The sequence below is a fragment of the Polymorphospora sp. NPDC050346 genome, from assembly GCF_040655695.1.
Lineage (GTDB): Bacteria > Actinomycetota > Actinomycetes > Mycobacteriales > Micromonosporaceae > Polymorphospora > Polymorphospora lycopeni.
The window spans coordinates 22,968-44,424 of record NZ_JBFAKM010000040.1; the positions used below are offsets into that span (position 1 = coordinate 22,968).

Annotated in this window: 22 protein-coding genes and 1 riboswitch; of the genes, 17 read left to right on the forward strand and 5 right to left on the reverse strand. The window is 72.8% G+C overall.

Going from position 1 to position 21,457, the window contains the following annotated elements; translation table 11 throughout:
- The first annotated feature begins 11 nt into the window (after positions 1–11).
- From ybeY to AB0I42_RS30535, 6 genes are all read left to right on the forward strand, one after another.
- Entirely contained in the window at positions 12–479 is a 468-nt protein-coding gene (ybeY, locus tag AB0I42_RS30510; RefSeq protein ID WP_357542702.1) for an rRNA maturation RNase YbeY, read from the forward strand.
- Positions 455–1,864 (forward strand): hemolysin family protein, encoded by a 1,410-nt coding sequence (locus AB0I42_RS30515; protein WP_357542796.1) that lies wholly within the window; start codon positions 455–457, stop codon positions 1,862–1,864. The genes ybeY and AB0I42_RS30515 overlap by 25 nt, the downstream gene beginning before the upstream one ends.
- A complete protein-coding gene (locus AB0I42_RS30520) occupies positions 1,857–2,243 on the forward strand; it encodes a cytidine deaminase (protein ID WP_357542704.1) in 387 nt (128 codons plus the stop codon). Before AB0I42_RS30515 ends, AB0I42_RS30520 begins: the two co-directional genes overlap by 8 nt.
- Before the next feature lie 71 nt (positions 2,244–2,314).
- Positions 2,315–3,214 carry a GTPase Era gene (era, locus tag AB0I42_RS30525; RefSeq protein WP_357542798.1) on the forward strand — a complete coding sequence of 300 codons (900 nt, stop codon included), beginning with the start codon at positions 2,315–2,317 and terminating at the stop codon, positions 3,212–3,214.
- 5 nt (positions 3,215–3,219) lie between these two features.
- On the forward strand, positions 3,220–4,056 hold the full coding sequence (locus AB0I42_RS30530) for an NAD(P)-dependent oxidoreductase (RefSeq protein WP_357542706.1): 837 nt from the start codon (positions 3,220–3,222) through the stop codon (positions 4,054–4,056).
- Positions 4,057–4,164: 108 nt separating this feature from the next.
- Positions 4,165–5,280, forward strand: a complete 1,116-nt coding sequence (locus AB0I42_RS30535; RefSeq protein WP_357542708.1) for an acyltransferase — start codon at positions 4,165–4,167, stop codon at positions 5,278–5,280.
- 46 nt (positions 5,281–5,326) lie between these two features.
- On the opposite strand, the gene AB0I42_RS30540 is transcribed toward AB0I42_RS30535, so the two are convergent.
- Entirely contained in the window at positions 5,327–6,103 is a 777-nt protein-coding gene (locus AB0I42_RS30540; protein ID WP_357542710.1) for a DUF4097 family beta strand repeat-containing protein, read from the reverse strand.
- 136 nt (positions 6,104–6,239) lie between these two features.
- Here AB0I42_RS30540 and recO point away from each other — a divergent pair, with 136 nt between their 5' ends.
- Together recO and AB0I42_RS30550 are read left to right on the forward strand one after the other, a co-directional pair.
- Positions 6,240–7,058: a DNA repair protein RecO gene (gene recO / locus AB0I42_RS30545; protein WP_357542712.1), complete on the forward strand. Its 819-nt coding sequence runs from the start codon at positions 6,240–6,242 to the stop codon at positions 7,056–7,058.
- Positions 7,051–7,866: an isoprenyl transferase gene (locus AB0I42_RS30550; RefSeq protein WP_357542714.1), complete on the forward strand. Its 816-nt coding sequence runs from the start codon at positions 7,051–7,053 to the stop codon at positions 7,864–7,866. The genes recO and AB0I42_RS30550 overlap by 8 nt, the downstream gene beginning before the upstream one ends.
- 11 nt (positions 7,867–7,877) lie before the next feature.
- Here the strand turns inward: AB0I42_RS30550 and AB0I42_RS30555 are convergent, their stop codons facing one another.
- Positions 7,878–8,651: a haloacid dehalogenase-like hydrolase gene (locus tag AB0I42_RS30555; protein ID WP_357542716.1), complete on the reverse strand. Its 774-nt coding sequence runs from the start codon at positions 8,649–8,651 to the stop codon at positions 7,878–7,880.
- Positions 8,652–8,941: 290 nt separating this feature from the next.
- Here AB0I42_RS30555 and AB0I42_RS30560 point away from each other — a divergent pair, with 290 nt between their 5' ends.
- From AB0I42_RS30560 to AB0I42_RS30570, 3 genes are all read left to right on the forward strand, one after another.
- Entirely contained in the window at positions 8,942–9,331 is a 390-nt protein-coding gene (locus AB0I42_RS30560; protein ID WP_357542718.1) for a hypothetical protein, read from the forward strand.
- A 246-nt stretch (positions 9,332–9,577) separates the two neighbouring features.
- Positions 9,578–10,930 (forward strand): hemolysin family protein, encoded by a 1,353-nt coding sequence (locus AB0I42_RS30565; protein ID WP_357542720.1) that lies wholly within the window; start codon positions 9,578–9,580, stop codon positions 10,928–10,930.
- Complete coding sequence (locus tag AB0I42_RS30570; protein WP_357542722.1) at positions 10,927–11,964, forward strand: hemolysin family protein; 1,038 nt, start codon at positions 10,927–10,929, stop codon at positions 11,962–11,964. The genes AB0I42_RS30565 and AB0I42_RS30570 overlap by 4 nt, the downstream gene beginning before the upstream one ends.
- Positions 11,965–12,027: 63 nt before the next feature.
- On the opposite strand, the gene AB0I42_RS30575 is transcribed toward AB0I42_RS30570, so the two are convergent.
- The 3 genes from AB0I42_RS30575 to AB0I42_RS30585 form a co-directional block, all read right to left on the reverse strand.
- On the reverse strand, positions 12,028–12,825 hold the full coding sequence (locus tag AB0I42_RS30575; RefSeq protein WP_357542800.1) for an energy-coupling factor transporter transmembrane component T: 798 nt from the start codon (positions 12,823–12,825) through the stop codon (positions 12,028–12,030).
- Positions 12,826–12,827: 2 nt separating this feature from the next.
- Entirely contained in the window at positions 12,828–14,252 is a 1,425-nt protein-coding gene (locus AB0I42_RS30580; protein ID WP_357542724.1) for an ABC transporter ATP-binding protein, read from the reverse strand.
- 88 nt (positions 14,253–14,340) lie between these two features.
- Positions 14,341–14,931 carry an ECF transporter S component gene (locus AB0I42_RS30585; protein ID WP_357542726.1) on the reverse strand — a complete coding sequence of 197 codons (591 nt, stop codon included), beginning with the start codon at positions 14,929–14,931 and terminating at the stop codon, positions 14,341–14,343.
- Between the two features lie 69 nt (positions 14,932–15,000).
- Positions 15,001–15,106: riboswitch (TPP riboswitch) on the reverse strand.
- Positions 15,107–15,365: 259 nt separating this feature from the next.
- Here AB0I42_RS30585 and AB0I42_RS30590 point away from each other — a divergent pair.
- The 6 genes from AB0I42_RS30590 (at position 15,366) to AB0I42_RS30615 (ending at position 21,438) form a co-directional block, all read left to right on the forward strand.
- On the forward strand, positions 15,366–16,307 hold the full coding sequence (locus tag AB0I42_RS30590; RefSeq protein ID WP_357542802.1) for a permease: 942 nt from the start codon (positions 15,366–15,368) through the stop codon (positions 16,305–16,307).
- A 13-nt stretch (positions 16,308–16,320) separates the two neighbouring features.
- Positions 16,321–17,070, forward strand: a complete 750-nt coding sequence (locus AB0I42_RS30595; RefSeq protein WP_357542728.1) for a TIGR03943 family protein — start codon at positions 16,321–16,323, stop codon at positions 17,068–17,070.
- A gap of 19 nt (positions 17,071–17,089) precedes the next feature.
- Positions 17,090–17,881 (forward strand): AAC(3) family N-acetyltransferase, encoded by a 792-nt coding sequence (locus AB0I42_RS30600; protein WP_357542730.1) that lies wholly within the window; start codon positions 17,090–17,092, stop codon positions 17,879–17,881.
- A 13-nt stretch (positions 17,882–17,894) separates the two neighbouring features.
- On the forward strand, positions 17,895–18,644 hold the full coding sequence (locus tag AB0I42_RS30605) for an SIS domain-containing protein (RefSeq protein WP_357542732.1): 750 nt from the start codon (positions 17,895–17,897) through the stop codon (positions 18,642–18,644).
- 72 nt (positions 18,645–18,716) lie between these two features.
- Positions 18,717–19,220, forward strand: a complete 504-nt coding sequence (locus tag AB0I42_RS30610) for a DUF6328 family protein (RefSeq protein ID WP_357542734.1) — start codon at positions 18,717–18,719, stop codon at positions 19,218–19,220.
- 307 nt (positions 19,221–19,527) lie between these two features.
- The gene (locus tag AB0I42_RS30615) at positions 19,528–21,438 is read left to right on the forward strand and encodes an acyl-CoA dehydrogenase family protein (protein WP_357542804.1); all 1,911 of its coding nucleotides are present in this window, start codon (positions 19,528–19,530) and stop codon (positions 21,436–21,438) included.
- Positions 21,439–21,457: the final 19 nt, after the last annotated feature.

Below are 21,457 nucleotides of genomic sequence, written 5' to 3' on the forward strand. Positions count from 1 at the left end.
CAGGGGAAACAGTGTCCATCGAAATAGCCAACGAGTCCGGTGTCGGGGTCGACACCGACGCCGTGCTCGCCGTCGCCCGCCACGCCCTCGAGGAGATGGGGGTCAACCCGCTCGCCGAGCTGTCGGTCCTGCTGGTCGACATCGACTACATGACCGAGCTCAACCACCGCTGGATGGACGGCGACGGACCCACCGACGTGCTCGCGTTCCCCATGGACGAGGGCAGCGTCGACCACGGCCCGGGCGAGGTCGCCGGCGGTGAGCCGGCGCTGCTCGGCGACATCGTGCTCTGCCCGGAGGTGGCGGCGAAGCAGGCCGTCACCGCCGGCCACTCCGCCGCCGACGAGCTGCACCTGCTCACCGTGCACGGCGTCCTGCACCTGCTCGGCTACGACCACGCCGAGCCGGAGGAGGAGCGGGAGATGTTCGAGCTGCAGGCCCGCCTCCTGTCGAGCTGGCGGGCGACCCGGGCCCAGTGATGCCGCCCCTCCTAGCCGCCACCGGCTCCGCGGCCAACCTCCCCGACCTGCAACTGCTGGTCTTCGCCGCGGGGCTGGTGATCCTGGCCGGGCTGTTTGCGATGACCGAGGCCGCGCTGGCCGCGATCTCGCCGGCCCGGGCGGCCGAACTGGCCCGGGAGGGGGTACGCGGCGCGCAGACGCTGCACGTCGTCGCCACCGGCGTCGTACGGCACCTCAACCTGTTGCTGCTGCTGCGGCTGCTGTGCGAGCTGACCGCGACCACCCTGGTCGCACTGGTCGCCGTCGACACGTTCGGCGCCGGCTGGACCGCCGCGCTGGTCACCGCCGGCGCGATGACCGTGGTGAGCTTCGTCGTCGTCGGGGTCGGACCGCGCACCCTGGGCCGCCAGCACGCGTACGCCGTCGGCCGGGCCACCGCCCCGCTGGTGCGCTGGCTCGGCCGGGCCCTCAACCCGCTCGCGTCGCTGCTGATCGTCATCGGCAACGCGGTCACCCCGGGCCGCGGCTTCCGTGACGGCCCGTTCGCCACCCAGGTCGAGCTGCGCGAACTGCTCGACCTGGCGGAGCAGCGCGGCGTCGTCGAGCACGGCGAACGACAGATGATCCGGTCGGTGATCGCGCTCGGCGACACCATCGCCCGCGAGGTCATGGTGCCCCGCACCGAGATGGTCTGGATCGAGTCGACCAAGACGTCCCGCCAGGCGCTGATGCTGTTCCTGCGCTCCGGCTTCTCCCGGATCCCGGTGATCGGAGAGAGCGTCGACGACGTGCTCGGCCTGCTCTACCTCAAGGACGTGGTCCGGGCGCAGGGCGGCGGCGACCCGCGCAGCCAGCAGGTGCCGGTCGCCGAGCTGATGCGTTCGGCGACCTTCGTGCCGGAGTCGAAGCCGGTCGACGACCTGCTCTCGGAGATGCAGGCGGCCCGTAACCACCTGGTGATCGTCGTGGACGAGTACGGCGGCACCGGCGGCCTGGTCACCATCGAGGACATCCTCGAGGAGATCGTCGGCGAGATCACCGACGAGTACGACGTCGAACGCCCGCCGGTCGAGCGCCTCGACGGCGGCTCCGTACGGGTCACCGCCCGGCTCCCGGTCGAGGACCTCGGGGAGCTGTTCGGCGTCGACCTGCCCGCCGACGAGGTCGAGACGGTCGGTGGCCTGCTCGCCCAGGCGCTCGGCCGGGTGCCGATCCCCGGAGCGCGGGCACGGATCGGCGGGCTGGTGCTGGTCGCCGAGGGCACCACCGGCCGCCGCAACCGCATCGAGACGGTGCTCGTCTCGCCCGACGAGGCCGAGTCGCGACCCGCCGAGGGCGGCGCGACCCCGAAGTCGCGTGGATCCCACGACACACCCCAGGAGAGGCAACCCGCAGATGCCTGAGTCACCCACCGCCGCCGCCATTCCCGGCGGTCAGAGCGGCGCCGTCGAGTTGGGCGCCGAGGACGCCAAGCTGGTCACCCTCGCCCGTAGCGCGCGGGCCCGGACCGGCGGGCTCGAAGGCGCCGCGGTACGCGACCAGGACGGCCGGACGTACGCGGCCACCAACGTCTCGCTGCCCTCGCTGACGCTGACCGCTCTCCAGCTGGCCGTCGCGTCCGCCGCCTCGGCCGGCGCCAGCCGGCTGGAGGCCGCCGCCGTGGTGACCGAGGCGTCCACCCTGGACGGTTCCGGGCACGCGGCAGTGCGTGACCTGGCCGCCGACGCCCCGATCCACGTCGCCGCACCGGACGGCACCCTGCTCGGCACGGTGGTCGAGTGAGCGGTCGCACCAGCGGTCCGGCCCGGCCCGCCGACCGGGGCGGCCAGGCCGGCCGGGGCCGGTCCGGCGAGATCCGGGGCCGGCGTCCCGAGGACACCTACCGGGCCGGGTTCGCCTGCTTCGTCGGGCGCCCCAACGCCGGCAAGTCCACCCTGACGAACGCGATCATCGGCCAGAAGATCGCCATCACCTCCAGCAAGCCGCAGACCACCCGGCACGTCATCCGGGGCGTGCTGCACCGGCCCGACGCGCAGCTCGTCCTCGTCGACACCCCCGGCCTGCACCGGCCGCGCACCCTGCTCGGCGAGCGGCTCAACGACCTGGTCCGGCAGACCTGGAGCGAGGTCGACGTGATCGGCCTCTGCGTGCCGGCCGACGAGCCGGTGGGCCGGGGCGACCGGTTCATCACCGGCGAGATCGCCGAGCTCAAGGCGACCGTGATCGCCGTGGTCACCAAGACCGACCTGGTCGACCGCAAGCGGCTCGCCGAGCAGCTGGTCGCGGTCAGCGAGATGGGCGACTTCGCCGAGGTGGTGCCGGTCAGCGCCGTCTCCGGCCACCAGGTCGACACGCTGGTCGACGTGATGACCAACTACCTGCCGCCGTCACCGCAGCTCTATCCCGACGACATGCTCACCGACGAGCCGGAGCAGGTGCTGATCGCGGAGCTGGTCCGCGAGGCCGCGCTGGAGGGTGTACGCGACGAACTGCCGCACTCGATCGCCGTCGTCGTCGAGGAGATGATCGAAGAGGGCCCGGTCCTCAAGATCTACGCCGATGTCTACGTCGAGCGGCCCAGCCAGAAGGCGATCGTGATCGGGGCCCGGGCCAGCCGGCTCAAGGACGTCGGCACCCGGGCGCGGGCCGAGATCGAGGCGCTGCTCGGCCGCCGGGTCTACCTCGACCTGCACGTCCGGGTCGCCAAGGACTGGCAGCGCGACCCGAAGCAGTTGCGCCGGCTGGGGTTCTGAGCCCGGTGCGGCGGATCCTCGTCACCGGCGCGGGCGGCCGGATCGGCAACTACCTGCGCGAGCGGCTGCCCCGCCCGGATCGGGCACTGCGCCTGCTCGACGTCGGTCCGCAGGCCCCGCCGGCCCCCGGTGAGCCGGTCGAGGTGCTGCGCGCCGACCTGACCGACGCAGGCGCGGTCGCCGCCGCGTGCGCCGGGGTCGACGCGGTCGTCCATCTCGCCGCGCTGCGCGGCGAGGACACCTGGGAGAACATCCTGCGGGTCAACGTCGACGGCACCCGTACCCTGCTCGAGGCCGCCCGGATCGCCGGGGTGCCGCGGGTCGTGCTGGCCTCGTCGATCCACGCCGCGGGGTTCTACCGCCGTGCCGGCGCCGCGCCCGAGCCGTCCGGGGTGCCGGCTCCGGCCGGGCCGGACGGCGTCCCGTCGGGGTCGGTGCCGCGCCCGGACAGCTACTACGGCTGGAGCAAGGCGGCCGCCGAGTCGCTGGGCAGCCTCTACGCCGACCGGTTCGGGATGACCGTCTTCGCGCTGCGGATCGGCGCCTGCACCACGACGCCGGCGGCCTGGAACCGCGACGCGTGGCTGTCGCCCGACGACTGCGCCCGGCTCGTCGACGTCTGCCTGACCACCGACGCCACCGGCTTCCGGGTGCTGTGGGGGGTCAGCCGCAACCGGGACCGCTGGTGGTCGCTCGCCGAGGGCGCCGCGATCGGATACGACCCGGTCGACGACGCGGAGGCGTACACCGCCGGTATGACGCCGATGGACGACGCGCACGCGCCGACCGTCGGCCTGCTCGGTGGCACCTTCTGCACGCTGCCGCTCGGCAAGCCACGCTGACCGGGCGGACCCGGTCAAACCGGGCTCAACGTGCATCGGTAGGGTTGGATGGGTTCCGGGGTGGGTAGGTAGCCCACCGCCCCGCCACCCACGCCGAGATTCGAGCTGATGCGAAACCGGTACCTCGACTTCCTGCGTTTCCTGGCCATCGTCCGCGTCGTCGTCTACCACAGCACGGGGTGGGCGTTTCTCACCGTGGTCTTTCCCGCGATGTCGGTGATGTTCGCGCTCGCCGGCTCGCTGATGGCCGCCTCGCTCGACCGCTCGGGTACGGCCGCCGTCGGCCGCCGGCTGCGCCGGCTGCTGCCGTCCCTGTGGCTGCTCGCCGCCCTCTTCGTGCCGGCGATGCTGCTGACCGGGTTGGCGGTCGACTGGCGGCTGATCCTGTGGGCCGCGCCGCTGTCCGACCCGCCGAGCAACGGATGGGGAGCCCAGGCGCTCAGCGCCGTCTGGTACCTGCGCGACCTGCTCTGGTTCGTCATCGTCTCGCCGCTGGCACTGCGGCTCTTCCGCCGCTTCCCGCTACCCACCCTGCTCGCGCCGTACGTCCTGCTCGTCGTCGACACGTTCGGGCTGCTGCCGCCGGACAACCTGGTGCTGCGGGACTTCGGGCTCTACTTCGGGGCGTGGCTGCTCGGGTTCGCCCACCACGACGGCCTGCTGCGCCGGCTGTCCCGCCGGCTGCTCGTCGGGCTGTCGACCGTACTCGTCTCGACCGGTCTGGTCTGGGCCCTGACGCACCCGGGGCCGCGCGGCATCGACCTCAACGACATCCGGCTCGCCAACGGGCTCGTCTCGGCCGGGTTCATCCTCGTGGTGCTCGGCCTGGCGCCCGCCGCGGCGGCCTGGGTCGACCGGTTCAGGCCGGTGAGCCGGGCGGTGACCGTGCTCAACCGCCGGGCGCTGACCATCTACCTGTGGCACCTGCCGGTGATCATCGGCCTCAACGGGGTCGCCGCCGTCACCGGCTGGCAGATCCTGCGCTCCGGCGGCGGGGCCGGGGGAGTGGCGTTCCGCGTCGCCCTGGTCGCCGCCCTGACGGGGGTCGCCGTGGCGCTCTTCGGCTGGGTGGAGGACATCGCCGCCCGGCGCCGGCCGGTGCTGCTGCCGGACGGGCGCCCACCCGCCGAGCCGCGACCGGCGGCGGACGTCGGCCCGGTCGCCGACGTCGTCGCGGGGGCCACCACACGCGTCGTCACCGAATCCATCGCGACCCGCCGGTGAGAAGGGCGGGGGTGACCGTGCCCGGCACGGCCGCCCCCGCCGAGGGTCAGGCCGGCTTGACGGTGATGTCGCCGCTGCCGGTCTTCAGGTCGAAGTGGGTGGCGGCCTGCGGGTCGTTGACGACCTCGATGGTGGCCTTGCCCGAGCCGGTGTCGGTGGTCACCCGGTACGAGCCGGCCGGGGTGGTCACCGTCACGTTCGCGCTCTGGGCGTGCGCGCGTACGCCGACCTGCTGGACCAGGGTCAGCGCGACGTCGCCGGAGTTGCCCTCGACCGACACCGGACCGGCGCCCAGCCCGGTGCCGGTGACCGAGCCGGAACCGGCCTTCGCGGTGAACGCCGCGCCGGGGTCGCTCACCTTGATGTCGCCGGAACCGGTCTCGACCTTGACCGAACCGGTCGCCCCGGTGACGGTGATCGACCCCGACCCCACCTTGAGGTCGACCTCGGCCACCCCGGTCAGGTCGACGTTGCCCGAGCCGTTCTCGCCCCGCACGGACACCCCTTCCGGCGCGTCGATCTCGTACGAGGCGCTGCACCACTGCCCGCAGCCGGTCTCGATCCGCAGGGTGGTGCCCTCGATCCGGTAGGTCCGGTCGGGTTCGCTGCCCCGGTACTGCACCGTCCGGTCGATCTCCACGTCGGAGCGTGCGGAGGTGCGTACGGTCACGTTGCCGGAGCCGGACACCACGACGATCTCGGTGACCCGTACCTCCTCGGTGTTGGTGAAGTCGAGCCGGCGCTCCGACACGCTTCCACAGCCGGCGATGGCGAAGAGGGCCACCGCGCCGGCGACAGCCACTACGTTGCGGGAGAGACGCATGCCTGCACGGTAGGGGAAGAGATCCACCGGCGTCGTCCGGTCCCCCCTCCGCCGCGTCCGGGTGTCGCGAAGTCGCCACGGGCGACCCGGCACCCCGGCGGCGGCCGGCCCACCGGCCGGCGGCGACAATGGGCGGGTGGCCGGCTATCGCAGACAGCTCTACCGCGACGACGCGGTGGTGCTGCGCGTGCAGAAACTCGGCGAGTCCGACCGCATCATCACCCTGCTGACCCGCCGGCACGGCCGGCTGCGCGCGGTCGCCCGGGGCGTACGCCGCACCACGTCCCGCTTCGGCGCCCGGCTGGAGCCGTTCGGCCACGTCGACCTGCAACTCGCCGGCAACCCCGACGGCCAGGGCAGCGGGCTGCACACCATCAGCCAGGTCGAGGGGATCGACCTGTTCGGGAAGCGGTTCCTCACCGACTACCCGCGCTACACCACGGCCAGCGCCATCGCCGAGACCGCCGAACGGCTCACCCCGGTCGAGCGCGAACCCGCGCTGCGACTCTTCCTGCTCACCCTCGGGGCGGTACGGGCGCTCGCCGACGGTACGCACGACAGCACCCTCGTCCTCGACGCCTACCTGCTGCGCGGCATGGCGCTCGCCGGCTGGGCGCCGGCCCTGCGCGCCTGCGCGGTCTGCGGCACCCCCGGACAGCACCGGGCGTTCTCCGTACCGGCCGGGGGTGCGGTCTGCCCGGACTGCCGGCCGCCCGGCTCGGCGCATCCGGCGCCGGCCACCTTCGACCTGATGTCGGCCCTGGCCACCGGCGACTGGCGGGTCGCCGACGCCACCGAGACCGCCGTACGGCGGGAGTGCAGCGGCCTCGTCGCGGCGCACCTGCAGTGGCATCTGGAGCGCGGGTTACGCTCGCTGCCGCTGGTTGATCGGGACTCAGGGGTCGGGCGGGCGCGGCTCACGCGGCCACCGTCGGAAGCGGGGAGTGATGGTTAGGACGTCCAGTCGCCGGGGGCCGGCCAAGGCACCCACCCCGCACGTCTCCGGTGCCCGGCCGCCGGTGCTGCCGAAGGAGGCGCTGCCCCGGCACGTCGCGGTCGTCATGGACGGCAACGGCCGCTGGGCCAAGGAACGCGGCCTGCCCCGCACCAAGGGCCACGAGCAGGGCGAGTACTCGCTGTTCGACACCGTCGAGGGCGCCATCGAGCTGGGCATCCCCTACCTGTCGGCGTACGCGTTCTCGACCGAGAACTGGCGGCGCTCACCCGACGAGGTGCGCTTCCTGATGGGCTTCAACCGCGATGTGATCCGCCGCCGCCGCGACCAGCTCGTCGACCTCGGCGTCCGGGTGGTCTGGTCGGGGCGGGCCGGGCGGCTGTGGAAGAGCGTGATCTCCGAGCTGCGCACCGCCGAGGAGATGTCGCAGCACAACTCGACGCTGACGCTCCAGTTCTGCGTCAACTACGGCGGGCAGGCCGAGATCGCCGACGCGGCCGCCGCCATCGCCCGGGACGTGGCCGACGGCCGGCTCGACCCGGCGAAGGTCACCGAGAAGACGGTGGCCCGCTACCTCTACCACCCCGAGATTCCCGAGGTCGACCTCTTCCTGCGGCCGTCCGGCGAGCAGCGGACGTCGAACTTCATGCTCTGGCAGTCGGCGTACGCCGAACTGGTCTTCCTCGACACGCTCTGGCCCGACTTCGACCGGCGCCACTTCTGGTACGCCTGCGAGCTGTACGCCCGGCGGGACCGCCGGTTCGGCGGCGCGCTGCCCAACCCGGTCGCGCCCGGCAGCACCGCCTAGCCGGCAGCCGGCTAGGCGGTCCCGGCCGGTTCGGCGCTGCCGGATGGTGCGGGCCGGCGCGGTGACGGCGGTGACGCGGGCGGGAGGTCGCCGGCCAGTCGGGCCACCACCGCGTCGACGTCGCCTAGATCGGTGAAGACCAGGTGCGCGCCGGCCGCCGCCAGCTCGTCGGTGCCGGTGTCGCCGGTCGCCACCCCGATCGCGGTCACCCCGACCGCCAGCGCCGCCTCGACGTCGTGCACCGTGTCACCGACGACGACGATGTCCGACGGCGCGAAGGGGCCGTACTTCGCCTCGGCCAGCCGGCGGCTGCGGGCGACCAGTTCGGCGCGTACCGGATCGTCCATGCCGTAGCCGCCGACCGCCACGTCGAACGGGCCGTCCAGCCCGAACGCGGCGACCTTGGCCAGGGCCACCGCCGGGATGTTCCCGGTGACCAGCGTCTGCGTCACGTGCGTCCGGTCGGCGAGCGCGGCGAGCACCTCGCGTACCCCGGGCAGCACCCGGCCCGAGGCGGCGATCAGGTGCCGGCGGGCGGCGAACTCCTCGGTGTACCGGGCGAAGAACGTCGCCCGCAGTTCGGCGGTGTCGGCCACCCCGTACCCGGTGAGGATCTCGGCGGTCACCGCCCGGTCCGTACGGCCGGCGAAGACCGTCGCCTCCCGCCAGGCGAGGCCGGTGACGGCGGTGAACGCCGTGGCGTACGCCTGGACGGCGATCCGGCCCGCGTGGATCAGGGTGCGGTCGATGTCCCACATGATCAGCCGGGGTGGTCGCGGATGCATGCGGCCGATCGTGCCATCCGGGCCGGTCCGCCGGCACGCCCGTACGCCGTTTCCGGTCTTGTGAGAAGGCCGGCGGGAAAAGGCGGTGCGGCCCGGGCCGGGGGCGGGTATCGTCGCGCTCATGCGTATCTGACGCCCTCTTCGAGACCGCGCCGGCCGGCGGCCACCACTGCCACGGCCCGGCCGCTCGGGCGTCCATCTTCTCGCGCAGCCCTCCTGTCGCCGGATGTCCGGGCCTCCCTCTTCGCTCGCACCGCTGTCGCGGTGATCACAGTCAAAGGAGGCACCGTATGGCTGCCAAGCGATCCACCAGGAAGTCCGGTTCCCACCGTCGTGCCCGGCCCGCGGGTGCGGCGGTCGTCGCGGCACCGCCCGACCTGCCGGCTCTCGACGCGCTGAACGCGGTGGACGGCCGGCTTCCCCTGCCGTCCGACGACCGGCCGGTGGCCGGTGAGGCGTTCGCCGTACCCGTCGACCGGGAGCGGATCGGGGCGGCGGAACTCGCCGCCACCGTCGAGGCCGCCGCCTTCGCCGCCGAACCGGTGGAGGCGGACCAGCCGGCCGCGCGGCCGGTCGGGCCGAGGTCCGGCCCGCCGCCGCGGAACGGGAACCCGTTCGCCGGGGGCGGCGGTGGCCGGGGCGCGGTGTCGGCCCGCCGCTACGCCTTCCGCCGCAGTTAGAGGTTTCAGGATCCGGGTGATCGGGGACTAGCCCACGCGTGTCGGGGAACATGCTCGCCGATCGCCCGGATCGTCATCGTTTTCGCAGCTCAGACCGTACGGCGGGAGAGTCTGGGATTCCCAGCTCGATCCCAGCCTCGCCTGCTAGCATCGGCAGCCTTATGGATGATCTTCCTTATCACAGTCCGTGGCCCCTCGTCGTCCCGGTCGCCCACACGGCGGCCACCGAACGAGAGGGGCTGATCGATGAATGAGTGGGTCCTGCTGGGGATCGGGCTGATCCTCACCATTGGGACCGGAATGTTCGTGGCGTCCGAGTTCGCGCTGGTCAACCTCGACCGCGGGGAACTCGAAGCACGCCAGTCCCGGGGTGAGAAGCGGCTCGGTCCGACGATCGCCGCCCTGAAGATCACCTCGACGCACCTGTCGAGCGCGCAGCTCGGAATCTCGCTGACCACCCTGCTCACCGGTTACACCTTCGAGCCGGCGGTCAGCCGGCTGCTCGCCGGGCCGCTGACCGCGGCCGGCGTGCCGGAGGCGGTGGTCCCCGGCGTCGGCGCCGTCGCCGGAATCCTGCTGGCGACGCTGTTCTCGATGATCATCGGCGAGCTGATGCCGAAGAACTTCGCCCTCGCCGTACCGCTCGCCACCGCGAAGTTCGTGGTGCCCTTCCAGGCCCTGTTCACCACCGTCTTCAAGCCGCTGATCCTGCTGTTCAACAACACCGCCAACGCGGTGATCCGCGGCTTCGGCATCGAGCCGAAGGAAGAACTCTCCGGTGCCCGCAGCGCCGAGGAGCTGAGCGCGCTGCTGCGCCACTCGGCGCGGGCCGGCGTGCTCGACCCGGAACACGCGACGCTGCTGGACCGTACCCTGCGGTTCTCCGACCGTGACGCCTCCGACGTCATGACCCCCCGGGTACGCATGACGGCGGTCGACGCCACCGCCACCGCCACCGACATCATCGGGCTGGCCACCTCCACCGGCCTGTCCCGGTTCCCGGTCATCGGCCGGGACGTCGACGACATCATCGGCGTGCTGCACGTCAAGCACGCCTTCGCCATCCCGCTGGAGGAGCGTTCCAACGTGCGAGCGGCCGACATCATGGTCGAACCGCTCCAGGTTCCCGAGACGATGGGCCTCGACACGCTGCTGACCGCGCTGCGCGGTCAGGGGCTGCAGTTCGCGGTCGTCTACGACGAGCACGGCGGCACCGGCGGCATCGTCACCCTCGAAGACCTGGTCGAGGAGATCGTGGGCGACCTGGAGGACGAGCACGACCGGGCCCGCACCATGGTCGTACGCCGGGGGCGGACGATCCTGTTCGACGCCTCGCTGCGCCCCGACGAGCTGCTCGAACGGACCAAGATCGCCGTTCCCGAGGACGACGACTACGACACCGTCGCCGGGTTCGTCACCGCCCGCCTGGACCGGTTCCCCGAGATCGGCGACGAGGTCGCCATCGAGGGCGGCCTCCTGCGGGTCGAACACCTCAACGGCGTACAGGTCGACCGGCTGCGGTTCGTGCCCGCGGACGGCTCCAGCGCCTCCGGCCTCGACCGGACGGCCGGCGACCGCACGGAGGCGAAGGCCCGATGAGCGAATACCTGCCAGGCATCATCTGGCTCTTCGTCCTGCTGGTCGTCAACGCCTTCTTCGTCGGCGCCGAGTTCGCGGTCATCTCCGCGCGGCGCTCCCAGATCGAACCGAAGGTCGCCTCCGGCAGCCGGGCCGCCCAGACGACGCTCTGGGCGATGGAGCACGCGACGCTGATGCTGGCCACCAGCCAGCTCGGCATCACCGTCTGCTCCCTGCTCATCCTGAACGTCTCCGAACCGGCGATCCACCACCTGCTGGAGATCCCGCTCGCCAACACCCCGCTGTCGCCCAGCGCGGTGACCGTGCTCGCGTTCGTCGTCGCGCTGGGGCTCGTGACGTTCCTGCACGTGGTGTTCGGCGAGATGGTGCCGAAGAACATCTCGTTCTCCGTACCGACCCGGGCGGCGCTGATCCTGGCCCCGCCGCTGGTCTTCGTGGCCCGGGTGTTCAAGCCGATCATCTGGAGCCTGAACTGGGTCGCCAACGGCATCCTGCGGCTGTTCAAGGTGACCCCGAAGGACGAGGCGACCAGCACCTACACCCTCGACGAGGTGGCGACCATCGTCGCGCAGTCCACCCGTGAGGGGGTGCTCGTCGACGGCTCGGGAACGCTCACCGCGGCGTTCGAGTTCACCACGAAGACCGTCGGGGACGTCGAGGTGCCCCTCGGTGACCTGGTCATGCTCCCGGCGGCCGTGACTCCGGCCCAGCTCCAGCAGGCGGTGGCCGCGCGCGGCTACTCCCGCTACCTGCTCACCGACAACGGGCAGCCGAGCGGATACCTGCACCTGAAGGACGTCATGGACCTGACCGGGGACGCCTACACCACCGCCGTCCCGGGCAAGCGGGTGCGCAAGCTCGCCGCCGTACGCCGGGACAGCGAACTCGAGGACGCCCTGGCCACGATGCGGCGGGGCGGGGCGCACATCGCCCGGGTCCTCGACGACGAGGGACGTACGACGGGTGTGCTCTTCCTGGAGGACATCATCGAGGTGCTGGTCGGCGAGGTCCAGGACGCCACCACCACCCGCTGACGCCCCGAGATCCCCGTGATCAGGGAGCCCGCACGCGCGGGACGCACTCCCTGATCACGGGGATCAGGAGATCACGGGGCGGAACGTACCGAGCAGGAGGCTGGTCGCCAGCGCGGCGGCGGCCAGCGTCGCCGCGCCGGCCACGAGGGCGGCGTCGGCCGCCGTGAACCGCTGGCGGCGGGCGGTCGTACGCGGGGTCGTCGAGTCGAAGCCCCGGGCGTCCATCGCGGTCGCCAGCCGGGTGCCCCGCCGGATCGCGCCGACCAGCAGCGCGAACGCCGTCGACGCGAACAGCCGCAGCCGGGCCACCGGGTTGCGGCCGGCGTCGACGCCGCGCGCCCGGCGGGCCATCGACAACATCTGCCACTCCTGCGCCAGCAGCGGCATCAGCCGGAACGCGGCCAGCGCGCCGATCGCGAACCGGGCCGGCGCCTTCGCGTTCTGCACCAGGGCGTCGGCGAGGTCGGTCGGGTCGGTGGTGGCGAAGACGAACACGCCGGGCAGCGCGACGGCGACCATCCGCAGGGACAGGCCGAGCGCGGTGGCGAGGACGCCGGTGGTGATCACCACCGGCCCGGCCGCGAAGAGCAGGGTGCCGGTGCGCTCGGCGGCGAAGACGGTCAGCGTCGCCGTGATGCCCAGCGCGCCGACCAGCAACGGCCAGGCCCGGCGCAGCAGCAGGCCGTAGCGGACGCCGAAGAGCGGCAGCACGGCCAGTTCGACGGCGATGGCGACGGCCGGGGCGACCGGGTCGAGGGTCGCGATCAGCGGCACCGAGAAGACCAGTGCGGCGGCGAGCTTGGCGACCGGGTTGCGCCGGGCCAGCGGCGCGTCCGACCGGGCGACCGGCCCGCCGGGCACCGTCACCGCCGCACCGCCGGGGCCACCTGGACGGTCCGGTCGGCGAGCGCGGCGACGAAGTCGGCGTCGTGGGTGACCGCGACGACGCCGTGCCCCGCGTCGCGCAGGCCGGCGAGCAGATCGACCAGTTCGATCCAGGTACGCCGGTCCTGGCCGAACGTCGGCTCGTCGAGCACCAGCAGGCGTGGTGCGGTGGCCAGCGCGGTCGCCACGCTCAGCCGCCGCGCCTCGCCACCGGAGAGCGTGTACGGGTTGGCGCCGGCGAGCCGGTCCAGCCGCAGCCGGGCCAGCAGAGTGTCCACGGTGGACTTGACGGTGGCGGGAGCGGCGCCGGTGCGGCGCGGGCCGAGCGCCAGTTCGTCGAAGACCGTGCCGGTGACGAACTGGTGCTCCGGGTCCTGGAAGACCGACCCGATCCGGCGGGTCAGCGCCGGTGCCCGCCAGCGGTGCGGCGGCCGGCGGTGGTCGGCACCGGCCAGGGCCGGCGTCGCCACCACCTGCCCGGTGCCCGGCCGGAGCAGCCCGCCGAGCAGCAGCGCCAGCGTCGACTTGCCGGCCCCGTTCGGCCCGAGTACGGCGACCGCCTCGCCGGCGCGTACGGCCAGGTCGGTCGGTGCCAGGCGCGGCGGCAGGCCGGCCGCCTCGGCGGTGAGCAGCACGTCGCCCGGTGCCGTCGTGGCCCGGCGGGCCGGGACCTGCCGGCCGGGCACCCACACGCCGCCGTCGGCCAGCGTGTCGCCGTGGCTGGCGAAGATCTGATCCGGTGCGCCGTCGGCGGTCACGCCGCCGGCCGGCGCCAGCACCACCACCCGGTCGACCAGCGGCAGCGCGTCGGCCACCCGGTGCTCGACCAGGACCATCGTGGTGTCCCGGCCGACCGCCCGATCGAGCGCGTCGCGCACCAGCGCCGCGCCGGCCGGGTCGAGGTTGGCCGTCGGTTCGTCGAGCAGCAGCAGGTCGGGGCGCAGGGCGAGGACGCCGGCCAGGGCGAGCCGCTGCTGTTCGCCGCCGGACAGCGCGGCGGTCGGCCGGTCCCGGTCGTAGGGGAAGCCGACCCGGTGCAGCGCCTCGTCGACCCGGGGCCAGATCTCGCCGGCCGGCACCCCCCGGTTCTCCAGCCCGAACGCCACGTCGTCACCGGAGCGCGCCATCACGAGCTGGCTCTCCGGGTCCTGGAAGACGATGCCGACCCGCTCCCGCGACTTGCGCGGGTCGAGCCCGTCGATCTCGACGGTGCCCTCCTGCTCGCCGGAGTCCTCGGCGAGCAGCCCGGCGAGCGCGGCGAGCAGGGTGCTCTTGCCGGCCCCGGACGGGCCGAGCAACAGCACCCGCTCGCCGTGCTCGACGCGCAGGTCGAGGCCGCGGACCGCCCACGCCTTACGGCCGGCGTGCCGCCACCCGAAGCCGCGCAGCTCGACGGCGCTCACCGGCGCCCCGCCGGGCCGTTGCCGGTCCAGGCCGAGTCCGGGTACGCGGGCGCCGCCGCGTACCCGGTCCTTGATCGGTGCATCCGGTTCAGACGGCGGTCCGCTCGCGGCCGGCCGGGAAGCGATCCAGGGCCCCGGTCCGGGCCAGCGCCCGGGTCAGCGCCCAGCCGCCGGCACCGGCGATCACGGCGGCGCTGATCACGGTGAAGACGAACATCGGGATCCGGTACGAGACGAGGTCGTAGCCGGCGTAGTAGCGGATCTGGTCGAAGACCGCGGCGGCCAGGCCGGCGAGCGCGCCGGAGACCACGGCCACCGGCAGCTTGAAGGAGCGGTAACGCAACGCGAGGAACGCGGCCTCCGCACCGAGGCCCTGGAAGGCGCCCTGCACGATGGCCAGGGCACCCCACTGGCTGCCGAGGATCACCGAGATGAACGCGGCGAGGAACTCGCAGTAGAACGCCGCCCCCGGCTTGCGGATCACCAGCCCGCCGATCACGCCGGGCAGCAGCCAGATGCCGTAGATGATGCCCTGGGCCCCCGGGAAGAAGGCGAAGGCGGGGTCGGTGGCGCTCCACACGAGGTTCCAGGCCCAGAAGATGACGCCGAACGCGACGGCGATCACCGACGCGACGACGATGTCGACCGTACGCCAGCGGCTGGCGGTGGGTTGTGTCATGGCTGTGCCTCCCAGTTCTTCGAGCGAACCAGGCAAGACGCACGCCACGACCGGACGGTCGTGGCGCGGCTGGAGAATCGACCGAACTCCCTGCGCTGGCATTACCCAGATCAGGTTCGAGGGTCTGCGGTGGTGTCCCGCACTCTCAGCGCTGTGCGCTCCCCTGTCGGATATGAAGTTGTGGCGCCGACGCTAGCACCGACGGTGATTTCGCGACAGCGCCGAGGTCGGATGTGGCCCCCGACACCTGGTCGCGCGGTAGGGTGGTCTGCCCCCACCGCGACCGTCCGTAGTGAAGGGACCAGCCTTCAGTGACCACGGCCAATGCCGCCCCCGACACCACGGGGGCCGGCCCCGCCAGCGGCACCGGACCGGCGGGCGGCGGCCCACCCGACCCCGGACCACCACCGCGCCGCCCGCTCCTCGGCGACCGGATCGGCTCGGTCGAGGTGCTCGCCGCGCTGCTGCTCCTGCTGGTGGTCTTCCGGGGGCCGCTCTCGACCGCGATCTCCAGCCCGCGCCTGCAGACCTGGACGACCGTGTTCGTCTCGGTCATGGTGCAGGCGGTGCCGTTCCTGGTCTTCGGCGTCGTGCTCTCGGCCGTGATCGCGGTCTTCGTGCCCCGCTCGTTCTGGGCCCGGGCGCTGCCGCGACACCCGGCCCTGGCCGTACCGGTGGCCAGCGCCGCCGGCGTGGTCCTGCCCGGCTGCGAGTGCGGCGCGGTGCCGATCGCCGGCTCGCTGATCCGGCGCGGGGTCACCCCCGCCGCCGCCCTGGCGTTCCTGCTCGCCGCGCCGGCGATCAACCCGATCGTGCTCGCCTCGACCGCCGTCGCCTTTCCCGGCAACCCGGAGATGGTGGTCGCCCGCGGCCTGGCCAGCATCGTCGTCGCGATGATCATGGGTTGGTTGTGGCTGCGGCTGGGCCGCGCCGACTGGATCCGGCTGCCGCACCGCCCCGAACTCGACGGCATGTCCAAGGGCCGGGCGTTCTGGGCGGCCGTACGCCACGACGTGGTGCACGCCGGCGGCTTCCTGGTGCTCGGCGCGATGGCGGCGGCCTGCATCAACGTGCTGGTGCCGGAGCGCTGGCTGCAACTGGTCGCCGACAACCCGGTGCTGTCGGTGCTGGTGCTGGCCGTGCTCGCCGTGCTGCTGTCGATCTGCTCGGAGGCCGACGCCTTCGTCGCCGCGTCGCTGTCGCAGTTCTCGCTGACCTCCCGGCTGGTCTTCCTGGTCGTCGGCCCGATGGTCGACCTCAAGCTGGTGTCGATGCAGGCCGGCGTCTTCGGCCGGCGGTTCGCGTTCCGGTTCGCCCCGGCCACCTTCGTGGTGGCCGTACTGGTGGCCGTCGGGGTCGGTGTGGTGCTGCTGTGAGCGGAGGACGGCGATGAACCGGCGGGCCCAGGCCGTGGTGCTGCTGCTGCTCGGCGGCTCGGTACTCAAGGCCAGCTTCACCGACATGTACCTGCGCTACGTCAAGGAGGGGCTGCGGCCGTTCCTGATCGCCTCCGGTGTCCTGCTGGTCGCGGTCGCGGTGATGACGCTGCTGCACGACCTGCGCCCCCGGCCGGGCACCACCGGCGCCGGGCACGACCACGAGCACGACGACCACGGCCACGAGCACGGGGGCAAGGGACACCACGAGCCACGCGTCGGCTGGCTGCTGATCGCACCGGTGCTCGGCCTGCTGCTGGTCGCCCCGCCGGCGCTCGGCTCGTTCGCGGCCGGCCAGGCCGGCACCGCGCTCTCCAGCCAGCGGGCCGACAGCTACCCGCCGCTGCCCGAGGGCGACCCGGCGAAGATCAGCGTGCTCGACTACGCGTCCCGGGCGATCTTCGACGGTGGCGCCTCGCTGACCGGCCGGACCGTGCAGCTCACCGGCTTCCTCGCCGAGGGGCCGGGCGGCGAACCGATCCTGGCCCGGATGATCCTGTCCTGCTGCGCCGCCGACGGGCGGCCGATCAAACTCGGGATGAGCGGCAACGTTCCGGTCGGGCTGCCCGCCGACAGTTGGGTCGAGGTGGTCGGCGGCTACACCGACCGTGTCATGACCGACCCGGTCAACGGCGAGGACATCCCCTACCTCCAGGTCGAGTCCTGGCGACAGGTGGACCCGCCGAAACAGCAGTACGGGTAGCCGACGTACCGTGGCGGGAGTGGAGATCACCCAGGCGGCCCCGCTCACCCGCGCCATGCTCGCCGCGGACCTCGTCCGGCTCGGCGTACGGCCCGGATCGGTGCTCGTCGTACACGCCTCGATGCGCCCGCTCGGCTGGGTGTGCGGCGGCCCGCAGATCGTCGTACTGGCCCTGCGGGACGTGCTCGGCCCGGACGGCACCCTGGTCGTGCCGACCCACACCCCGGACAACTCCGACCCGGCGAACTGGCGCAACCCGCCCGTACCGGAGCACTGGTGGGCGACCATCCGCGACGAGATGCCGGGCTTCGACCCGGCCGTGACGCCGAGCCGCTGGATGGGGGCGCTCGCCGAGCTGGTGCGTACGTCGCCGGGAGCCCGGCGCAGCGACCACCCGCAGGTGTCGTTCGCGGCCCTCGGCGCCCGGGCCGGCGACATCGTCGCCGACCACCCGCGGGCCGGGATGCTCGGCGACGCCTCGCCGCTGGGCCGGCTCTACGACCTCGACGCCGACGTGCTGCTGCTCGGCGTCGGCCACGACTCCAACACCTCGCTGCACCTGGCCGAATACCGGCAGCCGGACCCGCCCCGGGACCGCCTCGGCGCCGCCGTGCTGACCGGCGACGGCGGCCGGGAATGGAGCTGGTGGGACGACGTCGACCTCGACGAGGGCGACTTCGAACTGCTCGGCGCCGACCTGGACGGGACCGGCGCGGTCCGGTTCGGCGAGGTCGGTGCCGCCCGGTGCCGGCTGATGCGCCAGCGGGCCGCCGTCGACTTCGCCGTGGACTGGATCGCCGCCAACCGATGAACCCGGAGGACCGATGACCCTCAGCGCCGATGCCTACCTGTCCGTCGTCCGGTCGACGATCGACCGGGTCTCCGCCGGCCAGCGCGAAGCTGTCGAAGGAGCCGCCGACCTGATCGCCGCGGCGCTGGCCGCCGACGGGGTGGTGCACGCCTTCGGCACCGGCCACTCCGAGGCGCTCGCCATGGAGATCGCCGGCCGGGCCGGGGGACTGGTCCCCACCAACCGGGTGGCGCTGCGCGACGTGGTGATCCACGGCGGTGAGTCGCCGAGCGTGCTCGGGCCGACCCTCGAACGCGACCCGGCCGTCGCCCACCGCCTGCTCGACCTGCTGCCGGTAAGCCCCGCCGACGTCTTCGTCGTCGCCTCCAACTCCGGGGTCAACGGGGCGATCGTGGAGTTCACCCAGCTCGTCAAGGAGCGCGGCCACGGCCTGATCGCGATCACCTCGCGGGAGCACTCGGCCGGCGTCGAGTCGCGGCACCCGTCCGGGCGCAAGCTCGCCGACCTCGCCGACGTGGTCCTCGACAACGGTGCCCCGTACGGGGACGCGACCCTGGAACTGCCCGGCGGCGGCGCGGTCGGCGCGGTCTCGTCGATCACCGCCGCCCTGCTGGCGCAGCAGATCGTGGTCGAGGTCGTGCGCCGGCTGGTCGACGCCGGGCAGACCCCGCCGGTCTACCTGTCGGCGAACATCCCGGCCGGCGACGCGCACAACGAGGAGTTGGAGCGGCGGTACGCCGGCCGGATCAGGCGCGGTAGCTGAGGTTGTTTCGTCACCCCTCCGCCGGGGCATTCACGGGCGTTGTCATCGGCGGGGTGCCATAGGAGGCGTCAGGTGGCCAAGGAGACCGAGAAGCAGCGTTGGCAACGCAACTTCGCCGACCTGCTCCAGGAGTTGCGGGTCGCGCAGACCGGCGTACAGATTCTCTTCGCCTTCCTGCTCACGCTGCCGTTCAGCAGCGGCTTCCCGGACACCACAGCGTTCCAGCGGGACGTCTACGTGGTGGCGCTGCTGTCCGCGGCCGGCGCCACCGCGCTGATCATCTCGCCGGTCGCGTTCCACCGGGCCCTGTTCCGGCAGGGCCGCAAGCCGGAACTGGTCCGGTACGCCCACGCCGTCGCCAGCGGCGGCCTGGGATTCATGCTGATCGCGATGGTCAGTTCGGTACTGCTGATCACCGACTTCATCCTGCCCCGGCCGGTCGCCTTCATCCTCAGTGGCATCACCGCGATCTTCTTCCTCGTCTACTGGGCCGGCCTGCCGTTCCTGCGGCGCAACTGGGGCGACGGGGACGAGGACGACCTCGACGACGAGGAGGCACCCACGTCGACCCGGTGAATCGGCCACGCCAGTTTTCGCCGGCGTCGGATTGGTGATCGTCTGCTGTTGAGGCAGTCGACACGCCGGCCGCCGACGCCTGAGCAGCAGACGATCACTGGATGGCTGTGCGTGCCCGTGTCTGGGCTGCCCCGATCTTGCTTGTTCAGATGCTGAATCAACAGACCCTGTCCTGGGTATTACCGGTCAGTAGCGTGATGGGAAGCAGCACGCTGAGCCGTACCCGGAGGAGGGGGTTGCCGTGACGACGACGCAGGACGAACGCCCGGCGGCGGGCGGGATCGACGGCGGTGCCGGGCCACTGCCGATGGAGGCCGGCCAGGTCTCGGAGAAGGAGGCCCGGCAGGTCGCCGAGGCAGCCCGGGAAACCGAGTGGGGCAAGCCCAGCTTCGGCAAGGAACTCTTCCTCGGCCGGCTCCGGCTCGACCTGATCGACCCGTGGCCGCAACCGGACCCGGAGCGGGTGACCAAGGCCGACGACTTCCTCGCCCGGCTCGGCGAGTACGTCCGCACCGAGGTCGACGGCGCACAGATCGAACGCGACGCCCGCATCCCCGACGAGGTCTTCCGCGGCCTCGGCCGGCTCGGCGCCTTCGGCATGAAGATCGACGAGGAGTACGGCGGCCTCGGCCTGTCCAACCTGCACTACTGCCGGGCGCTGATGCTGGCCGGCTCGGTCAGCCCGGCGATCGGCGCGCTGCTGTCGGCACACCAGTCGATCGGCGTACCGCAGCCGCTGAAGATGTTCGGCAGCGCCGAGCAGAAGAAGCGCTTCCTGCCGCGACTCGCCGCCGGTGAGGTGTCCGCGTTCCTGCTCACCGAGCCCGACGTCGGCTCCGACCCGGCCCGGCTCGGCGCGACCGCCGAACCCGTCGAGGGCGGCTTCAAGCTCAACGGCGTCAAGCTGTGGGCCACCAACGGCACCGTCGCCACCCTGCTGGTGGTGATGGCCCGAGTGCCGGCGACCGACGGGCAGCGGGGCGGCATCACCGCCTTCGTCGTCGAGGGCGACTCGCCGGGCATCACCGTCGAACGGCGCAACGAGTTCCTCGGCCTGCGCGGCCTGGAGAACAGCGTGACCCGTTTCCATGACGTGTTCGTACCGGCCGACCAGGTCATCGGCGGCGTCGGCAAGGGACTCAAGATCGCCCTGACCACGCTGAACACCGGCCGGCTGTCGCTGCCCGCGATGTGCGTCGGCGCCGGCAAGTGGTCGCTGAACGTGGCCCGCGAATGGGCCGCCGAACGGGTCCAGTGGGGCCGCCCGGTCGGCGAGCACGAGGCGGTCGCCAAGAAACTGTCCTTCATCGCCGCCAGCACGTACGGCATGGAGACGATGCTCGACCTGTGCTGCATGCTCGCCGACGACGACCGTAACGACATCCGGATCGAGGCGGCCCTGGTCAAGCTCTACGCCAGCGAACTCGCCTGGCAGGTCGCCGACGAACTCGTCCAGATCCGCGGCGGCCGCGGCTACGAGACCGCCGACTCGCTCGCGGCCCGCGGCGAGCGGCCGGCCGCCGTCGAACAGATCCTGCGCGACCTGCGGATCAACCGGATCTTCGAGGGCTCCACCGAGATCATGCACCTGCTGATCGCCCGCGAGGCCGTCGACGCCCACCTGTCGGTCGCCGGCGACATCATCGACCCGGACGCCGACCTGACCCGCAAGGCCCGGGCCGGCGCCCGGGCCGGTGCCTTCTACGCCCGCTGGCTGCCGACCCTCGCGGTCGGCCGCGGCCAGACACCGACCGGCTACGCCGAGTACGGCCCGCTCGCCGGCCACCTGCGATACGCCGAGCGGACGTCGCGCAAACTCGCCCGCTCCACGTTCTACGCGATGTCGCGCTGGCAGGGCCGGATGGAGCGTAAGCAGGCGTTCCTGGCCCGGATCGTCGACATCGGCGCGGAACTGTTCGCGATGGCGGCGACCTGTGTGCGGGCCAGGGCCGAGCGGGAGACCCGGCCGGAGGGAATGGAACTGGCCGACCTGTTCTGCCGGCAGGCCCGGCTGCGCGCCGAACGGCTCTTCGCCGAGTTGTGGGACAACACCGACTCGATCGATGTGAAGGCGGCGAAGCGGATCCTCGGCGGCCGGTACACGTTCCTGGAGGACGGGGTGGTGACCCCGGCCACCGATGTCGACCAGGTGGCCGCCTGGGAGCCGGGACCGGCCACGGTGCGCGACGTCCGCCGCCGCATCCCGCCGGCCGACTGACTGGTGGCGCCGCGCGTCC